Below are 17,066 nucleotides of genomic sequence, written 5' to 3'. Positions count from 1 at the left end.
GTCGAAATCCGATCGTTGCGCCGTCCGGGAGCCGCTCGACCGACGTTGGCAAACGTGTGGGCCGCTACCCGGAAAACCCCGGAAAATTCGGGAGTCCGTGCCGTTTCGAACTGTTCCGACGACTCGAAAGATTTCGAAATGGCGAAAAAATGCTGCGCGCTTACTCAATCACGCGCGGTACGAGGTAAAGTCCGTCCTGCACTGCGGGCGCGGGACGCTGCAGCGCTTCGCGGTCCACGATTTCGGTCACGGCGTCCTCGCGCAGACGCAGCGCGACGTCCTCGATCTGCTCGATCGGGTGGGCGAGCGGGGCGATGCCGGTCGTGTCCACGGCCTGCATCTGCTCGACGAGGCCGAAGAAGTCGTTCAGGCGTTCGAGCGTATTGCCGGCTTCGGCGTCGGCCAGTTCGAGGCGCGCAAGATGCGCGATGCGCTTCACATCGTTCAGGGTCAGGGCCATGCGGTCACCGGAAAAAGGGGCTGCGGCAGTGCGGAAATCGGTGCTGCAACAGCGGTTTATCGCGCCGGATCCGGCTCGGGAGGAAAGCTTCGATGAGGTCAAAAACTGCCTTCCGGATCCTGCAAAACAGGCAAAATTATAAGGTATCATTACGCGTTCGACCCAAACCCGGACCGCCTTGCATCCGCCTTTCAGGTCTGTACGCAACTCAATGCGGCCAGACAAGATCAAACGGGCGGCGCAGCCAGGCTGCCTCCGGTAACTATCCCCGCAGTCTCAGGCCCCTCGTGGCGCCCCTTGCGACGCCCTCCGCCGTGATTTCGGAGTGCTCTCGTGGTGGAGCATATCGCCCTGAGGCTGTGAATTTTTCCGCTGCCGCCCTCGCCCACCAAGCTGGAAGGACGGCCACAAGCGAGACAGGATTTTTGAATGTTCGGTTTTCTGCGTAGCTACTTCTCCAACGACCTGGCGATCGACCTCGGCACCGCCAACACCCTGATCTACATGCGCGGCAAGGGCATCGTCCTCGACGAACCCTCGGTCGTCTCCATTCGCCAGGAAGGCGGCCCGAACGGCAAGAAAACGATTCAGGCAGTCGGCAAGGAAGCCAAGCAGATGCTCGGCAAGGTCCCGGGCAACATCGAAGCCATCCGCCCGATGAAGGACGGCGTGATCGCCGACTTCACCGTCACCGAGCAGATGATCAAGCAGTTCATCAAGACGGCGCACGAGTCGCGCATGTTCTCGCCGTCGCCGCGCATCATCATCTGCGTGCCGTGCGGTTCGACCCAGGTCGAGCGCCGCGCGATCAAGGAAGCCGCGCACGGCGCGGGCGCCTCGCAGGTGTACCTCATCGAAGAGCCGATGGCCGCCGCGATCGGCGCGGGCCTACCGGTTTCGGAAGCCACGGGCTCGATGGTCGTCGACATCGGCGGCGGCACGACCGAAGTGGGCGTGATCTCGCTCGGCGGCATCGTCTACAAGGGCTCGGTGCGCGTGGGTGGCGACAAGTTCGACGAAGCGATCGTCAACTACATCCGCCGCAACTACGGCATGCTGATCGGCGAACAAACCGCCGAAGCCATCAAGAAGGAAATCGGTTCGGCCTTCCCGGGTTCCGAAGTCAAGGAAATGGAAGTGAAGGGCCGCAACCTGTCGGAAGGCATTCCGCGCAGCTTCACCATTTCGAGCAACGAAATTCTCGAAGCGCTCACCGACCCGCTGAACCAGATCGTCTCGTCGGTGAAGATCGCGCTCGAACAAACGCCGCCGGAACTGGGCGCCGACATCGCCGAACGCGGCATGATGCTCACGGGCGGCGGCGCGCTGCTGCGCGACCTGGACCGCCTGCTCGCCGAAGAAACCGGTCTGCCGGTGCTCGTGGCCGAAGACCCGCTCACCTGCGTGGTGCGCGGCTCGGGCATGGCGCTCGAGCGCATGGACAAGCTTGGCAGCATCTTCTCGTACGAGTAAGCGCGCCGCGCACCGCTGCGCTCGCCCGCGGCGCGGTTTCGGCGTCGCCGCGCCACTGATGGCGTGGCGACGCGCGCGCCGTTACGGCGCCCGCAACGGGACGTCCTGCGGGGCGCCGAAGATTCACACTTCGTTGTGCCCTCCGTTACACCCTCTGTTTCACCGAACCGCACACGCCCCCGGCGCCGACCATGGAATACAGTCCGCCGCCCCTCTTTAAACAGGGCCCATCGGCACTCGCACGGCTGATTTTCTTCGTCGTGCTGTCGCTCGCGCTCCTCGTCTCCGACGCGCGTTTCAAGACGCTCGAGATCGTGCGCGGCGTGCTCGGCGCGGGTCTCTACCCGCTGCAACGCGCGGCGCTCGTGCCGCGTGACTTCTTTATGGGCGCCGCCGATCTGGCCGTGACGAGTTCCACGCTGCGCACCGAAAACACCCAGCTGCACGTGCGCAATCTCCAGCTTTCGCAGCAGGCCAACGCGGCCGCTTCGCTCGCCGCCGAAAACGCGCACCTGCGCGCGCTTTTGCAGCTCTCGCAGCGCATCGGCGCGCAAACCACGCCTGCTGAGATCCAGTACGACACGCGCGACCCGTTCACGCAAAAGGTCGTGATCGGCGGCGGCTCGCAGCAGGGCGTGCAGAACGGCTCACCGGTATTGAGCGAAGACGGCGTGATCGGCCAGGTCACACGCGTGTTCCCCATGCAGTCCGAAGTCACGCTCGTCACCGACAAGGACCAGGCCGTGCCGGTCGAAGTCGTGCGCACGGGCCTGCGCAGTGTGATCTACGGCACGGCGAAGGGCGACCTGCTCGATCTGCGCTTCGTGCCGATCAGCGCCGATCTCCAAGTGGGCGACGAACTCGTGACGAGCGGGCTCGACGGCATCTATCCGCAAGGGCTGCCGGTCGCGAAGGTGCTGCGCGTGGACAAGCAGGCCGACACCGCGTTCGCACGCGTGGTCTGCCTGCCGCTCGCCGCCGTGCGCGGGGCGCGCCAGGTGCTCGTGCTGCACTATGTGCCGCAGTTGCCGCCCAACCCGATCGCCGCCGAGGAAGCCGCAGCGGCCGCCGAGGCGAAGGACGCGAAGAAGAAGGCCGCCAAGGCCGCGGACAAAAAGGCTGACAAGAAGGCCGATGACGCGAAGGCGAAGCCCGCCGCCGCCGCATCGGGCGCGGCCCCGGCGCAGCAGGCCAAGCCGGCAGCGAACGCCGCCGCAGCAGACACGAAGCCGGCGGAGAAAAAGCGGCCCAGGGAGAGCCTGCGCGAAGAGGCAGCGAAGGCCGTCGAGAAAAGGGGCCATTGATGCCGCGTCCGCAATACATTCTGCAGCCGGTCAATCCGTACTTCATCGTTTTCAGCCTCGCGGCGGCGTTCCTGCTGAACCTGCTGCCCTGGGGCAAGCTGCCCGGCGTGCCCGACTTCGTCGCGCTCGTGCTGCTGTTCTGGAACATTCACCAGCCGCGCAAAGTCGGCATGGGCGTCGCGTTCTTCCTCGGGCTCCTCATGGACGTCCACAACGCGAATCTGCTCGGCGAGCACGCGCTCGCGTACACGTTGCTTTCCTATGGCGCGATCACCATTCACCGCCGCGTGCTGTGGATGTCGATCGGCCTGCAGATGTTCGCCGTCACGCCCATGCTGGTCGGCGCGCAGGTCGTGCCGTTCGTGATCCGCCTGCTGATGGGCGCTTCGTTTCCTGGCTGGGGTTATCTCATCAGCGGCTTCGTCGAGGCGATCCTCTGGCCGATCGCGAGCGTGCTGCTGCTCCTGCCGCAGCGCCGCCCCGTCGATCCCGACGACACCCGGCCCATTTGAGCGGCCCGCCGCCCGCCGCTGGAAGACTCGCTTGACTACCTCTTACGCACCCCGGGCCGCCGTTCCTCGCGATTGGAACCGCGGCGCCTGGGTCTGACAGCATGACCGAATTCAAGGACACCCAGCAGCAGCTCACGAAGTTCCGCCTGCGCGTCGCGGCGGCGGGGCTGTTCGTGTTCGTCTGCTTCGGGCTGATCGCGTTCCGCTTCCTCTATCTGCAGGTCTGGAACCACAGCAAGTATTCGCTGCAGGCCGACGAAAACCGCATTTCCGTCGCGCCGATCGTGCCGAACCGCGGCATCATCACCGACCGCAACGGCGTCGTGCTCGCGAAGAACTACTCGGCGTACACGCTCGAAATCACGCCCTCGAAGCTCGCCGACACGCTCGACAACACGATCGACGAGCTCTCGACCGTGATTCCGATCGATGCGCGCGACCGCCGCCGCTTCAAGAAGCTGCTCGAAGACTCGAAGAACTTCGAGAGCCTGCCGATCCGCACGCGCCTGACCGACGACGAAGTCGCGCGCTTCACCGCCCAGCGCTTCCGCTTCCCCGGCGTGGAAGTGCGCGCGCGCCTGTTCCGCCAATATCCGCTCGGGCCCACGGCCGCGCACGTGATCGGCTATATCGGCCGGATTTCGCAGCGCGACCAGGAGCGCATCGACGACCTCTCCGACAAGAACGACAGCGATCCCGAGCACTACGATCCGCGTCTGGACGCGAACAACTATAACGGCACCGACTACATCGGCAAAATCGGCGTCGAGCAAAGCTACGAAACCGAGCTGCACGGCCTGACCGGCTTCGAGGAAGTGGAAGTGACGGCGGGCGGGCGCCCCGTGCGCACGCTCTCGCGCACCCAGGCCACGCCCGGCAACAACCTCGTGCTGTCGATCGACATCGGTCTGCAGCAGGTGGCCGAGCAGGCCTTCGCGGGCAAGCGCGGCGCGCTCGTGGCCATCGAGCCGTCCACGGGCGACATTCTCGCGTTCGTCTCGGCACCGAGCTTCGACCCGAACTCGTTCGTGGACGGCATCGACCAGCAGACCTGGGACGAGCTCAACAACTCGCCCGATCACCCGCTCCTGAACCGTCCGCTGCACGGCACCTACCCGCCGGGCTCGACCTACAAGCCGTTCATGGCGCTCGCCGCGCTCACGCTGCACAAGCGCACGCCGCAGTGGGGCTTTTCCGACCCCGGCTACTACATGTTCGGCGGCCACCGCTTCAACAACGACGTGCGCTCGGGCCAGGGCTGGATCGACATGAACCGCGCGATCATGGTGTCGAACGACACCTACTTCTTCATGCTCGCGCACGACCTGGGCGTGGACAACATCGCCAACTTCATGAAGCCGCTCGGCTTCGGCCAGCTCACCGGCATCGACATCGCGGGCGAGGCGCGCGGCATCCTGCCCTCCACCGAATGGAAGCGCAAGGCGTACCGCAAGCCCGAGCAGCAGCGCTGGTACGAGGGCGAGACGATCAGCCTCGGGATCGGCCAGGGCTACAACTCGTTCACGATCCTGCAGCTCGCGCATGCCACGGCCACGCTCGCCGACAACGGCATTCTGATGAAGCCCCACCTCGTGAAGGAGATCGAGAATCCGATCACGAAGCAGGAGCGCCTCACGGTGCCGAGCGAAAGCGGGCGCCTGAACGTGAGCCAGGCCGATATCGACGTGGTCAAGCGCGGCATGGAAAACGTGACGATGAATCTGTCGGGCACGGCCTACCAGGTGTTCCGCAACGCGCCGTACACCTCGGCGGGCAAGACCGGCACGGCGCAGGTCTTCTCGCTGCAGGGCGGCAAGTACAAGGCGCATGCGCTCGCCGAAAATCTGCGCGACCACGCGCTCTTCATCACGTTCGCGCCAGCCGAGAAGCCGCAGATCGCCGTCGCGCTGATCGTCGAAAACGGCGGCTGGGGCGCACAGGCCGCAGGTCCGATCGCTCGTCGCGTGCTCGATTACTGGCTCGTCGACCGGCTCAAGCCCGGCGTCGAGCAGGCGGCCGTGAGCGCGGCGGCTTCGGCCACGGAGGACGCGTCCGCGCCCGTGATCGGCGCGCCGCCTGAGGCGGCATCGGCGGCTTCAGCAGCCGCGGGGGCCTCGGGCGTTGCCCCGGCCACACCGGCCACACCGGCCGCACAGCCGGTGCGGGTCGCAGCCGGCTTCACGCCGTTGCCGATTCCCGGCGCGGCATCTGCGGCTGCGGCTGCTTCGGCTGCTGCTGCGGCGGCTTCGCAAGCCTCGGGCGCGGCCGCTGCTGCGCCTGCCTCCGCTGCGGCTGCGGCCCCCGGCGCGGCGGCGCGGGCTACGCCCGCAAGCAGCGCCGCCGGCAAGACTCGCAAGCCACGCCAGAACGTTAGCCTCGATGCGCCCGCCACAACCGACGCCGTGAACGGCGGCACCGGCGGCACGAACGGCACGGCGGACACGGGTGCCGCCCGCCCCGCGCCCGCCTCCGTGCCCCGCCACTTCGGCCCTGGCCCCCATCGCCCGCACCGCCCCGCCAGCGCGAGCGACGCGGCTACGCTCGCACCGCCGCCCAAGCCCGCAACGGGCGGCATCGACGAGTAAGGAACCACCATGCCTTTCCTTCAGTTCGACAAGATCGACAAGCGCGCGGTGCTCGACACGCTGCGCAAGATGTTCCTCGGCTTCGACCGACCGCTCGCGCTCACCGTGTTCCTGCTGCTGTGCGTAGGCATCGTCACGCTGTACAGCGCGAGCCTCGACGTGCCGGGCCGCGTGGAAGACCAGCTGCGCAACATCATGCTCACCTTCGTGCTGATGTGGGCGCTCGCCAATGTGCCGCCCAACACGCTCATGCGCTTCGCGGTGCCGATCTATACGTTCGGCATCGCGCTGCTCATCGCCGTGGCGCTATTCGGCCTCACGCGCAAGGGCGCAAAGCGCTGGATCAACGTCGGCGTCGTGATTCAGCCCTCGGAAATCCTCAAGATCGCCACGCCGCTCATGCTCGCCTGGTACTACCAGCGCCGCGAAGGCGTGATGCGCTGGTACGACTTCGTCGTCGGCTTCGTGATTCTGCTCGTGCCGGTGGGGCTCATCGCCAAGCAGCCGGACCTGGGCACCGCGGTGCTCGTGTTCGCGTCGGGCCTCTTCGTCATCTATTTCGCGGGGCTCTCGTTCAAGCTGATCGTGCCGGTGCTGATCGCAGGCGTGATCGCGGTGGCCTCGATCGCGGCGTTCCAGGACAAGATCTGCCAGCCGCAGGTGAACTGGCCGCTCATGCACGACTACCAGAAGCACCGCATCTGCACGTTGCTCGACCCGACCTCCGATCCGCTCGGCAAGGGCTTCCACACCATCCAGGCCGTGATTGCGATCGGCTCGGGCGGCCCGCTCGGCAAGGGCTGGTTGAAGGGCACACAGTCGCACCTGGAGTTCATCCCCGAAAAGCACACCGACTTCATCTTCGCGGTGTTCTCCGAAGAGTTCGGCCTCGCGGGCGGCCTCGTGCTGCTCACGCTCTATATGTGTCTGATCGCGCGCGGGCTCTATATCGCCGCGAACGGCTCGACGCTCTTTGGGCGATTACTGGCCGGCTCGCTCACGATGGCGTTCTTTACCTATGCGTTCGTCAACATCGGCATGGTGAGCGGCATCCTGCCCGTGGTGGGCGTGCCGCTGCCGTTCATGAGTTATGGCGGCACGGCGCTCACCACGCTCGGCGTGGCGATCGGGCTCATCATGAGCGTGGGACGCCAGAAGCGGTTGATGCAGAGTTGAAGGCGTGGCGGGAAGCTATGCCCGCCCGATCGCAGAGATCGAAGCAACCAAAAAAAACGCGCCGGCATGCCCGGCGCGTTTTTGTTTCGCGGTCGCTTGCTGGCGCTTACTGGGTGGGCGCCGACTTCATCAGCTGCGCGCTCAACTGCTGGTACTTCAAACGCGCCACGGGATCGCCCTGCGCCGCCGCTGCGGCATAGTACGCGCGCGCGACGTTGAGGTTCTTCGGCACGCCGTCGCCGCCGCGCTCGTAGAACGAGCCGGTCACGTATTGCGCGGTCATGTCGCCGCCCTCGGCGGCCTTCTTGTACCAGTAGAACGCCTGCTTGTTGTCGCGCGTGGTGCCGCGCCCGTCGAGGTACTGGTTCGCGAGCGCCAGCTCCGCCTGCACGTGACCCTGCTTCGCCGCCTTGAGAAACCACTGGTGCGCCTGCACGGGATCGCGCTCGACGAAGTCGCCGTCGTCGTACATCTTGCCGTACACGTACTGCGCGTGCGACATGTTCGCGTCCGCCGCCTTGCGCAGCCACTTGCGGCCCTCGCCCACGTCGGCGGCCCCGCCTTCGCCGTTCACGAGCATCATCGCGTAGTTGAACTCCGCCAGCCGGTTGCCGCGCTCGGCCGCCGCCAGGAACTCGGCGCGCGCCGCGCTGAGGTTGCCCGCGTTGTAGTCGGCAACGGCGTTGGCCGTTTGCGGATCGGACTCCGCGCCTGCGGTGGCGCTCGCAGCGTCGGCGGCTGCCGTCACTCCGCTCACACCGAGCGCAGCGGCCGCGAGACAGCCGATGGCGAGCACGCGCGCTCGCCCGAAAAGCGCTTTCGGACGCTTCATGATCTCGCCTCCTGCAGCGCCTGGCGTGTCGCGCGCACGAGCCATATCACGTCGGCGGCCAGGGCGATGAAGCTGAAACCCATCTCGCGATACTGCCTGGCGGCGGCCGCATCCATGGCGAAGATGCCTGCCGCGACGCCCGCCTCGCGCGCGGCCGCGACGATGCGCTGCACGGCGGCGACGACGTCCGGATGCTTCGAGTCGCCGAGATGGCCGAGGCTCGCCGCCAGATCGGCTGGACCCACGAACAGGCAGTCGACGCCCGGCACCTTCGCGATCTTCTCGACTTCGGCCAGTGCCGCCGCCGACTCGATCTGCACGATCGTCGCGATCTGCGCGTTCGCGCCCTGAAGATAATCGCGCCGCATGCCGTAGGCCGCCGCGCGCACCACGCCCGCCACGCCGCGCTGGCCGCCGGGCGTGCGCGCGTCGGGGTACTGCGTGAGGCTCACAGCGCGTGCGGCCTCTTCAGCCGAGGCCACGTTGGGGAACATCACCGTGCGCGCGCCCGCGTCGAGCACATGCTTCACGAGCCACGGCTCGCTGTCCGGCAGACGTACCACGGGCTCGGTGGGCAGATGCGCGGCCGCGATGGCGCGCAGTTGCGCGATGGTGTCGGCGCTGTCGTTGGGCGTGTGCTCCATGTCGATCAACAGCCAGTCGAAGCCGGCGTGCGCGAGCGCCTCGGCGGCGGTCTCGCTGCCCATCGAAAGCCATAAGCCGAATAGCGGGTCCGCCTCCTTGAGGCGTTCCTTGAGGGGATTGGTGAAGGTGCTCATCGCCGTGCTCCCGGCGAGGCCGCGGGGCGCACGCGCCAGGCGCGGGCGGTGTCGCCCGGCAGCGCGGCAGCCGGCAGGTCTCGCTCCGTTATGTGTTTGTCGGGCCGCGCGCGGGGATGCGCAGGCCTTGCGGCAATGATCATACCGCGACAAAAACCTGGCGGTCGGCACGGAAAACCCGCCTTGCGCGGGTCGTCGGAGCGAGGGTGAAGCGGCGGGTGAAACGACTGAAGCGGGGTCCTGCTCGCGTCAGTCGCGCGTGACTTCGGCCCAGCAGTTCGGCGTCTCGTACAGGCGCAGCTTGTGCAGGCGCAGATTCACGCCATAGTGCGCGTCGTACACGTTCGCGAGAATGTCGAACGCGATGGCCGCGAGGTTTTCCACGGTCGGAATGCGGTCGATCACGACTGTCTTGTGGCCCGGCAGCGTTTCGAGGAAGCCGCGCACCTGCGTATCGCCCGCGAAGACGAGGAACGCGTGATCCCACAGATCGACGAGATGCTGGTTCGCGAGCGACTTCACATCGGCGAAGTCCATCACCATGCCGCGGTCGGGCGCGCCCTCGGTTTCGACGAGGTCGCCTTCCAGCGTGATTTCGAGCACGTAGCGATGGCCGTGCAGATTACGGCACTGGCTGCGGTGGTCGGGGATGCGGTGGCCCGCGTCGAATTCGAGTTTTCGGGTGATCGTCAGCACGGCGCTTCTTCAGGTAAATTCGCGTGAATCAGGGAATGTTCAGGTATTTGTGGGTCTGCATCGACAGGCGCCACTGCGGATGGCGCTTGCACCAGTCGATGGCGAGCTTCGTGTTCAGGTCGCGCGACGGGCCGTCCATGGGCTGCACGAGAAAATACTCGAAATCGAGCTTCGCGTACTCTGCCAGGCGCTGGTTTTCCTGCGGCACGACAACCTTCAACTCGTTGCCCTTCGTGACGACGAGCGGCGCGTCGGCCTTCGGGCTCACGCAGATCCAGTCGATCGTTTCCAGCACCGGCAGCGAGCCGTTCGTTTCGATCGCGATCTCGAAACCGGCGGCATGCAGCGCGTCGACGAACGGCTGGTCGATCTGCAGCATCGGCTCGCCGCCCGTGCAGACCACGAAGCGGTTGCCCTCGCCTTCGGGCCACAGCGAGGCGATCTGCGCGACGAGTTCTTCCGGCGTGCGGAATTTGCCGCCGTTCTCGCCATCGGTGCCGACAAAGTCGGTGTCGCAGAAGCGGCAAACGGCCTGCTCGCGATCTTCCTCGCGGCCCGACCAGAGATTGCAGCCGGCGAACCGGCAGAACACGGCCGGACGCCCGGCGTTCGCGCCCTCGCCCTGCAATGTGTAGAAAATTTCCTTTACCGCGTAAGTCATCGTGCAGCCTGGTTCTGGCTCATGCGCGCAAGGCGCGTGCAAAGCCGGTTGGTCTCGGGCGCGAAATCATCGTGTCGGCGGGGGGGCGCGCCGCCCGTGCGCGGCCCTGGCCGTATTCATTCACCGCGAAAGTGACGCGCGCGGCCCGAGGCTAACACTCAGGCCGGGGCTTCCGTCACGTTCTCGCCGGCGAGATACGCTTCATACCCGCGCTTGCGCAACTTGCACGCCGGGCACTCGCCGCAGCCGAACCCCCACGCGTGAAGCTCCGCGCGCTCGCCCAGGTAGCAGGTGTGCGTTTCCACGCGGACCATATCCACCAGCGCTTCGCCGCCCAGCTTTTCGGCGAGGCGCCATGTATCGGCCTTGTCGAGCCACATGAGCGGCGTTTCCAGCACGAAGCGCGTGTCCATGCCGAGATTGAGCACGACCTGCAGCGCCTTCATCGTGTCGTCGCGGCAGTCGGGATAGCCCGAGAAGTCGGTTTCGCACATCCCGCCCACGAGCACCTTGAGCCCGCGACGATAAGCGATCGCCGCGGCGATCTGCATGAACATCAGGTTGCGGCCCGGCACGAAGGTGTTCGGCAAGCCGCTCGCGGCGGTTTCGATCTCGATCTCGCGCGTCATGGCTGTGTCGCTGATCGAGCCGAGCACCGAGAGATCGATCATGTGATCGTCGCCGAGACGCTCGCCCCACTCGGGGAACGTGCTGGCGATCGCCGCGCGAAAACCCTCGCGGCATTCCAGTTCGACGCGATGACGCTGGCCGTAATCGAAGCCGAGCGTTTCGACGCTCTGGTAGCGGTCGAGCGCCCATGCAAGGCACGTGGCCGAATCCTGGCCGCCGGAAAACAGGACGAGCGCGCCTTTGGCTTCTGTTCGAGTCACCGTGAAACTCCGTGTATGAGGTTTCCGCGCGAATGCTTTCGTTGCTGGCGCTTTGCTGGCTTCCTTGCCCGCTTTTGTCGCCTGGCGCCCGGCGGGCCGGCAGGGACAACCCCCGCGCCGGCTCATGCAGTATAGGCCGGGCCCCTTCTACGGGCATCGGCGCACCCTTATACCCCGGATACCGTCGATGTCTGGAGCTCAAGCCGCAGGACAACGCGCACAACGAAAAAGCCCCAGGAATCGAACGATCTCCTGGGGCTGCATTCTGGTGGCCTGGGACGGAATCGAACCATCGACACGCGGATTTTCAATCCGCTGCTCTACCAACTGAGCTACCGGGCCAACGAAGAAAGAAGATTATAGCGGTGAAATCAGCGCTTGCCAAGTGGCTTTCGCAAAATTGACGCGCCTGTCCGCGCCGCTCACTTGCACGCGTTCATTCGCCCTTGCTCTTGCCGAGGTCCACGCCGAGCTGCTTGAGCTTGCGATACAGGTGCGTACGCTCAAGCCCCGTTTTTTCGGCCACGCGCGTCATGCTGCCGTTCTCGCGCGCGAGGTGGTACTCGAAGTAGGCACGCTCGAACGCGTCGCGCGCATCGCGCAGCGGGATATCGAACGAGATCGATGCCGTTTGCGTGGCCGCCGCCTGCATGCCATGGACGCCGTCGGCGCCCAGTACCGGCAGCGCCGCCGCCGATGCCACGACCGCGGGTCCGCCCGCCGCCGTCTTCCCCGCTGCCGCCGCTGTGGCCGGCGCGACCGGCGCGGCCGTGCCGCGCGCGAGCCCCTGCTCGACCGCCTTCAGCAGCTTTTGCAGCGCGATCGGTTTTTCGAGGAAGTTGAGCGCGCCGATCTTCGTCGCCTCGACGGCGGTGTCGATGGTCGCGTGCCCCGACATCATGATGACCGGCATGGTGAGATGGCCCTGCGCGGCCCATTCCTTGAGCAGCGTCACGCCATCGGTGTCCGGCATCCAGATATCGAGCAGCACGAGATCCGGCACGTGGCGCTGCCGGAAGTCGCGCGCCTGCTGCGCATCTTCCGCGAGCTCCACGACGTGTCCTTCGTCGCTGAGGATCTCCGAGAGCAATTCCCGGATGCCCATTTCATCGTCTACCACCAGGATGGTTGCCATTTACGCTGCCCTTGTCTGCACTGTTGCTTTTGATCCTTGCTCCGCTTCGGCACGCGCCTGCCCCTCCCCGGATCGGCCGGGTCCGGGCGTGGCGGCATCGTCTGCCAACTGGAGAAAGAGAATCGAGATCTGCGCGCCTTCGATCACATCGCCCGCTCTCATTCGATTGCGGATGTCGATGCGCGCGCCGTGCTCGTCGACGATCTTCTTGACCATCGCAAGCCCGAGTCCTGTTCCTTTGGCCTTGGTCGTCACATAGGGTTCGAACGCACGCGTGAGAATGCGCGCCGGGAAACCCGGGCCGTTGTCCGATACCGTGAGACGAACCGCCACGCGCGTGCGTCCTTGCGCGTCGGGGTCCCCGTATTCTACGGCGCGGGTCTCGAGCGTCACGCGAGGATTCTGCGTGTCGGCCACCGCGTCCTGCGCGTTTTGCAGCAGGTTGTGGATCACCTGACGCAATTGTGTCGCGTCGCCGCGTATCACGGGCAATTCGGAGAGCTCGACCTTGATCGCGCTCTTGCCTTCTTCCGCGCCGTAGAGCGTGAGCACTTCGCTCACGAGTTCATTGAGCTGCAGGTTCGCGAGCACCGCCGGCGGCGTGCGCGCGTAATCGCGGAAGTCGTCGACCATCTGCTTCATCGCCGCGACCTGATTGACGATGGTGGTCGCGCCGCGCCTGAGCACTTCGGCGTCGGTGGGCGCGAGCTTGTCGGTGAGCTTCATCTGCAGGCGTTCGGCCGAGAGCTGTATCGGCGTGAGCGGATTCTTGATCTCGTGCGCGAGACGCCGCGCGACTTCGCCCCACGCCACCGAGCGCTGCGCCGAGATCACGTCGGAGATGTCGTCGAACACCACGACGTAGCCCGAGGTCTGCATGTCGCCCGCGTCGCGGCCCGTGTCGGATACGAGGCGCGCGCCGCGCACGAGCAGCGTGAGCGGATCGGTCTCGCCCGGAATCGGCACGGAGAACTGCTGCTGCCAATGGCCGCGCTCTTGATCGCCATCGCCGCGCGAAGCTTCCTGGTCGGCGAAGGCCTTGCGCACCATCGCGCCGAACTCCGTGAGCGCGCCGATGTGATCGAGCGCGACGCCGAGCTGCGTCTGGAACGGCTGACGGAAAATGCGCTCCGCGCCGGGGTTCGCCGTCGTGAGGCGGAACTGCCGGTCGAACACGAACACGCCCGCCGTGAGGTTCGCGAGAATGCTCTCGAGGTACGCCTTCGAATGCTCGAGCGCGACGCGGTTCTTCTCCACGGCCTGGCGCGCTTCGGAAAGCTGGCGCGTCATCGCGTTGAACGACTGCGTGAGGAAGCCCAGCTCGTCGCGCGACTTGATTTCGCGCTTGGGCGTGTAGTCGCCCTCGGTCACTTCCTTCGTGCCCTGCGCGAGCAGGAAGAGCGGCCTCGCGAGCTGGTTGCCGAGGGCGAGCGCGAGCATCATCGCGACGAAAGTGGCGAGAAAGAGCGCGAGCGTGAGCGTGCCGATATACATCTTGCGCAGGCCCGTGCGGCCGAGCGCCTTCTCCTGGTACTCGCGATACGCGCGCTGCACGGCGTCGGCGTTGCGCGCGAGCGCGGCCGGCACCGGCTGCTCGAGCTGCAGGAAACGCTCGACCGGCTGCAGATCCGTTGTGTTCGCATCGGGAATGCGCGTGACCACCCGCAATCGAAGCGCGCCCTTCGAGCCAAGCTGATGCGGGTCGCCGTCCACTTCGCCTTCGATCGCCGCATAGCCGCGCCCGCGCGCCTGATCGATCATGAGCGCCGTGGGCATATCGGCGGGCATGAGCGACGAGAAGTTGCTCGACGCCTGCGCCACCACGTGCATGTCGGGTGCCGCGCCCGACATGCTGCGCACCGGCTCGACGATCATCGCGTCCTGCACGCCGAACTGGTCGCGCGCGCGCAGCAGCGTGAGCGTCGTGCCTGCCGAATCGCCGTTCGCGATCTGCTCGGCCATCAGACGGCCCTTGGTTTGCAGGTCGGAGAGCGAGGCGTCGAGCATGCCGCGGCCGAGATTCAGGCCGGCGGTGAGCGCGGTTTCCACGTTCACGTCGAACCACGACTCGATCGAGCGCGAGACGAACTGATAGGAAACGATATAGATGATGCCGCCCGGCACCACGCCCACGAGCGCGAAGAAGAACGCGAGCTTCGCGAGCAGCCGCGTGCCGAACTTGCCGCGCCTCAAGCGCACGACGATCACGATCATGAGCGCCGTGACCACCGACAGGAAGATCAGCGCGACGACGATATTGGCTGCGTAGAGCCAGCCGTAGTAGCGGTCGAAGAACTCGGTGTTCGCGCTCGCCGCGGCGAGCAGGACGAGCAGCAGCGTCGCGGTGAACGCGACGGTGGAGACGAGCAGCTTGACGACGACGCTGCTGAAGCTGGTGGCGCGGCGTACTTTATTTAGCACGTTCGGTCACCGTGAAGTTGAAGCGCTTCCAGTCGGAAGCGAGGTTCCAGTCGCGGTTGTTCACGGCGTCGATCTGGAACGGCTTGGGCATCAGCGCGACGTCGAGCTGCATGCGCACCGAGGCCGTGTACGTTTCGCCGGCGTGCACGTCGTTGCGATCGATCACGTGCCACGAGGTGACGTGCTTGATGACCGCGAGCGCTTCTGCGAGCGTCGAGAAGCCGAGCTGCAGACCGCCGCTCGAGACGCGGTACTCGCGCGTGAGCGGCTGGAACGACAGGCGAATGCTTTGCGAAACGCTCACCGGCTGTTCGTCGAACCAGTACCAGCGCGCGCGCGTGAGCTCGAAGTCGGTGGTGAAGTAGAGCGGAATGCCCTTGTTGACCGCGTCTTCCAGGCTGCTGTTGAGGTCGAAGTCGAAACGGGCGTCGAGGCTCCAGCCGTTGCTGTCGGCCTGGAGCGACGCGCGCTGCACCGAGATCGAGTCGGCGCGCGCCGGCGCGGCGGCCGCGAAGCCGACGACGGCAAGCACCAGCCAGATCAGGGCCGCGAACCGCAGCGGGAAGAAGCGTTTGATGGTCACCGTTTCTGAAAGCGCGCGTAGAAGAATCCGTCGTGATCTGCGGTGCGATCGGGAACGGGAAAGACAGTCGTCGTCACTTCGGCCTTTGCAGCAGCATCGTGCCGCGCTTCGCCGGCTGCGCCGTCTTCTGGCCCCTGGGCCGGCGCGCCGAATGCCACGGGCAGCAGTTGCCCCGGGGCGTCCAATCGTACCGCATCCGCATGGGTGCTTTCAAACCAGCGCGCCTGCGCCTCGCCTTCCTCGGGGAAGATCGAACAGGTCACGTACAGCAGTTCGCCGCCCGGTTTCACGAGCGGCCACAGCGCATCGACGATGCGGCGCTGCTCGGCGGCAAGCGCCGCGATGTCGCTCTCGCGGCGCAGCCAGCGAATGTCCGGATGACGGCGCACGATGCCCGAGGCCGAGCATGGCACGTCGGCGAGGATGCGATCGAAGCCTTCGCCGTCATGCCACGCGGCAGGATTGCCCGCGTCGCCGACCACGATCGATGCGCGCCGCATCGGGTGCGTGGGATCGTCTTGCGCGAAACCGAGGCGCGCGAAGTTTTCGCCGATGCGCGCAGCGCGCGTGGCGTCGCTTTCGAGCGCAACCAGATCGATGTCGGCAAGCTCGAGCAGATGGCCGCTCTTGCCGCCGGGCGCCGCGCACGCGTCGAGCACACGCATGCCGTCACACACGCCGAGGATTTGTGCGGCCACTTGCGCGCCGGCGTCCTGCACGGACACGTCGCCCGCGAGGAACCCGGGGATGCGATCCACCGGCAACGCGGCGGCCAGACGCACGGCGTGTTCGCCGATCTGCGTGGCGGCGATGTTGTCGGCGGCGAGCCGCTGGACGTAATCGGCGGCGCTCGTGCGGCGCGCATTCACGCGCAGCGTGAGCGGGCCTTGCGTGTTGCCCGCGGCGAGAATCGCCTGCCACTGCGTGGGCCACGCGGCGCGGACCGCGTCGATCCACCAGCGCGGATAGTTCCAGTGGGCGGTTTCATCGGCCTGGGCGGCGGCAAGCGCGGTGTCGCGCTCGCGCAAAAATCCGCGCAGTACCGCATTGACGAGCCCCTTCGCGAAGGCGATCTCGCGGCGCGCGCCCACCGCGCCCACGACCTGATCGACGACCGTAAACGGCGTGTAGGCGGCGCTCGCCTCGTCTTCGGCGAGCAACGCCAGCGCGCAGGCGAGCAGGTTCGCGACGAGCTGCGGCGGCGCCTTGCTCACGCGCTGCCGGATCAGCCAGTCGACCGTGCCGAGCCGCCGCATGGTGCGATAGGCGATGTCCTGCACAGCGCCGCGAGCCTGCGGCGCGAAGTCGGCGGGCAAGGCGGCGAAGGCGCTCGCGAGCGCGCCAGGCAAGGCCGAACCGGCGCGCACCGCGCCGACCGCATGAGCGGCCTGGTCGAGCGCAAAGCCCAGCGAATCGGGGGCCAGGTGCACGGCGTGGCTGCGCGCCGGCGCCGCGCCCTGCGGGCGCGCGGGGGATGCGGAACTCTTTTTGCCTTGAGACGGCTTGCCGGGTCGCCGGGATGGGCTGGATGTCATGAAGAAACCGGATGCGGGCCGCAG

15 protein-coding genes and 1 tRNA gene are annotated in these 17,066 nt (G+C 66.5%); 5 read left to right on the top strand and 11 right to left on the bottom strand.

Features of this window, described 5'->3' with window-relative positions; all coding sequences use genetic code 11:
• Positions 1-160 precede the first annotated feature (160 nt).
• Complete coding sequence (gatC, locus tag AB3X99_RS20790; RefSeq protein ID WP_028203206.1) at positions 161-460, bottom strand: Asp-tRNA(Asn)/Glu-tRNA(Gln) amidotransferase subunit GatC; 300 nt, start codon at positions 458-460, stop codon at positions 161-163.
• Between the two features lie 429 nt (positions 461-889).
• Here gatC and AB3X99_RS20785 point away from each other — a divergent pair, with 429 nt between their 5' ends.
• The 5 genes from AB3X99_RS20785 (at position 890) to rodA (ending at position 7,510) form a co-directional block, all read left to right on the top strand.
• Entirely contained in the window at positions 890-1,933 is a 1,044-nt protein-coding gene (locus AB3X99_RS20785; RefSeq protein WP_004189550.1) for a rod shape-determining protein, read from the top strand.
• A gap of 191 nt (positions 1,934-2,124) precedes the next feature.
• A complete protein-coding gene (gene mreC, locus AB3X99_RS20780; protein WP_368618006.1) occupies positions 2,125-3,237 on the top strand; it encodes a rod shape-determining protein MreC in 1,113 nt (370 codons plus the stop codon).
• On the top strand, positions 3,237-3,749 hold the full coding sequence (mreD, locus tag AB3X99_RS20775; RefSeq protein WP_069264625.1) for a rod shape-determining protein MreD: 513 nt from the start codon (positions 3,237-3,239) through the stop codon (positions 3,747-3,749). The genes mreC and mreD overlap by 1 nt, the downstream gene beginning before the upstream one ends.
• A gap of 101 nt (positions 3,750-3,850) precedes the next feature.
• On the top strand, positions 3,851-6,334 hold the full coding sequence (mrdA, locus tag AB3X99_RS20770) for a penicillin-binding protein 2 (protein ID WP_368618005.1): 2,484 nt from the start codon (positions 3,851-3,853) through the stop codon (positions 6,332-6,334).
• Positions 6,335-6,343: 9 nt separating this feature from the next.
• Positions 6,344-7,510 (top strand): rod shape-determining protein RodA, encoded by a 1,167-nt coding sequence (rodA, locus tag AB3X99_RS20765; protein ID WP_133183262.1) that lies wholly within the window; start codon positions 6,344-6,346, stop codon positions 7,508-7,510.
• Positions 7,511-7,616: 106 nt separating this feature from the next.
• On the opposite strand, the gene AB3X99_RS20760 is transcribed toward rodA, so the two are convergent.
• From AB3X99_RS20760 to rsmB, 10 genes are all read right to left on the bottom strand, one after another.
• Entirely contained in the window at positions 7,617-8,342 is a 726-nt protein-coding gene (locus AB3X99_RS20760; protein WP_368618004.1) for a tetratricopeptide repeat protein, read from the bottom strand.
• The gene (locus AB3X99_RS20755; RefSeq protein WP_133183264.1) at positions 8,339-9,121 is read right to left on the bottom strand and encodes an HpcH/HpaI aldolase/citrate lyase family protein; all 783 of its coding nucleotides are present in this window, start codon (positions 9,119-9,121) and stop codon (positions 8,339-8,341) included. The genes AB3X99_RS20760 and AB3X99_RS20755 overlap by 4 nt, the downstream gene beginning before the upstream one ends.
• A 249-nt stretch (positions 9,122-9,370) precedes the next feature.
• Positions 9,371-9,814, bottom strand: coding sequence for a 6-carboxytetrahydropterin synthase QueD (gene queD / locus AB3X99_RS20750; RefSeq protein ID WP_028203213.1), 444 nt, complete (start codon positions 9,812-9,814; stop codon positions 9,371-9,373).
• 31 nt (positions 9,815-9,845) lie between these two features.
• Entirely contained in the window at positions 9,846-10,478 is a 633-nt protein-coding gene (gene queE / locus AB3X99_RS20745) for a 7-carboxy-7-deazaguanine synthase (protein WP_368618003.1), read from the bottom strand.
• Positions 10,479-10,636: 158 nt separating this feature from the next.
• A complete protein-coding gene (queC, locus tag AB3X99_RS20740; protein ID WP_069264611.1) occupies positions 10,637-11,368 on the bottom strand; it encodes a 7-cyano-7-deazaguanine synthase QueC in 732 nt (243 codons plus the stop codon).
• 266 nt (positions 11,369-11,634) lie between these two features.
• Positions 11,635-11,710 (bottom strand) — tRNA-Phe (locus AB3X99_RS20735).
• A 94-nt stretch (positions 11,711-11,804) separates the two neighbouring features.
• Positions 11,805-12,503, bottom strand: a complete 699-nt coding sequence (gene esaR, locus AB3X99_RS20730; protein WP_069264609.1) for a response regulator transcription factor EsaR — start codon at positions 12,501-12,503, stop codon at positions 11,805-11,807.
• Positions 12,504-14,924, bottom strand: a complete 2,421-nt coding sequence (locus AB3X99_RS20725) for a PAS domain-containing sensor histidine kinase (protein ID WP_069264607.1) — start codon at positions 14,922-14,924, stop codon at positions 12,504-12,506.
• The gene (locus tag AB3X99_RS20720; RefSeq protein WP_368618002.1) at positions 14,914-15,507 is read right to left on the bottom strand and encodes a DUF4390 domain-containing protein; all 594 of its coding nucleotides are present in this window, start codon (positions 15,505-15,507) and stop codon (positions 14,914-14,916) included. Before AB3X99_RS20720 ends, AB3X99_RS20725 begins: the two co-directional genes overlap by 11 nt.
• Complete coding sequence (gene rsmB / locus AB3X99_RS20715; RefSeq protein ID WP_368618178.1) at positions 15,504-17,042, bottom strand: 16S rRNA (cytosine(967)-C(5))-methyltransferase RsmB; 1,539 nt, start codon at positions 17,040-17,042, stop codon at positions 15,504-15,506. Before rsmB ends, AB3X99_RS20720 begins: the two co-directional genes overlap by 4 nt.
• Positions 17,043-17,066 lie beyond the last annotated feature (24 nt).

This window comes from Paraburkholderia sp. BR10882 (assembly GCF_040948855.1).
Classification (GTDB): Bacteria; Pseudomonadota; Gammaproteobacteria; order Burkholderiales; family Burkholderiaceae; genus Paraburkholderia; species Paraburkholderia nodosa_A.
The sequence above is the reverse complement of the archived record's forward strand: the minus strand, read 5'-3'. Positions and strand labels throughout refer to the sequence as shown.

What these genes read in the sequence shown, in the direction of transcription:
- gatC (WP_028203206.1), bottom strand. Translation starts at nt 460, where the DNA reads ATGGCCCTGACCCTGAACGATGTGAAGCGCATCGCGCATCTTGCGCGC.
- mreD (WP_069264625.1), top strand. Translation starts at nt 3,237, where the DNA reads ATGCCGCGTCCGCAATACATTCTGCAGCCGGTCAATCCGTACTTCATC.
- mrdA (WP_368618005.1), top strand. Translation starts at nt 3,851, where the DNA reads ATGACCGAATTCAAGGACACCCAGCAGCAGCTCACGAAGTTCCGCCTG.
- AB3X99_RS20755 (WP_133183264.1), bottom strand. Translation starts at nt 9,121, where the DNA reads ATGAGCACCTTCACCAATCCCCTCAAGGAACGCCTCAAGGAGGCGGAC.
- queE (WP_368618003.1), bottom strand. Translation starts at nt 10,478, where the DNA reads ATGACTTACGCGGTAAAGGAAATTTTCTACACATTGCAGGGCGAGGGC.
- rsmB (WP_368618178.1), bottom strand. Translation starts at nt 17,042, where the DNA reads ATGACATCCAGCCCATCCCGGCGACCCGGCAAGCCGTCTCAAGGCAAA.
- esaR (WP_069264609.1), bottom strand. Translation starts at nt 12,503, where the DNA reads ATGGCAACCATCCTGGTGGTAGACGATGAAATGGGCATCCGGGAATTG.
- mreC (WP_368618006.1), top strand. Translation starts at nt 2,125, where the DNA reads ATGGAATACAGTCCGCCGCCCCTCTTTAAACAGGGCCCATCGGCACTC.
- AB3X99_RS20760 (WP_368618004.1), bottom strand. Translation starts at nt 8,342, where the DNA reads ATGAAGCGTCCGAAAGCGCTTTTCGGGCGAGCGCGCGTGCTCGCCATC.
- rodA (WP_133183262.1), top strand. Translation starts at nt 6,344, where the DNA reads ATGCCTTTCCTTCAGTTCGACAAGATCGACAAGCGCGCGGTGCTCGAC.
- AB3X99_RS20785 (WP_004189550.1), top strand. Translation starts at nt 890, where the DNA reads ATGTTCGGTTTTCTGCGTAGCTACTTCTCCAACGACCTGGCGATCGAC.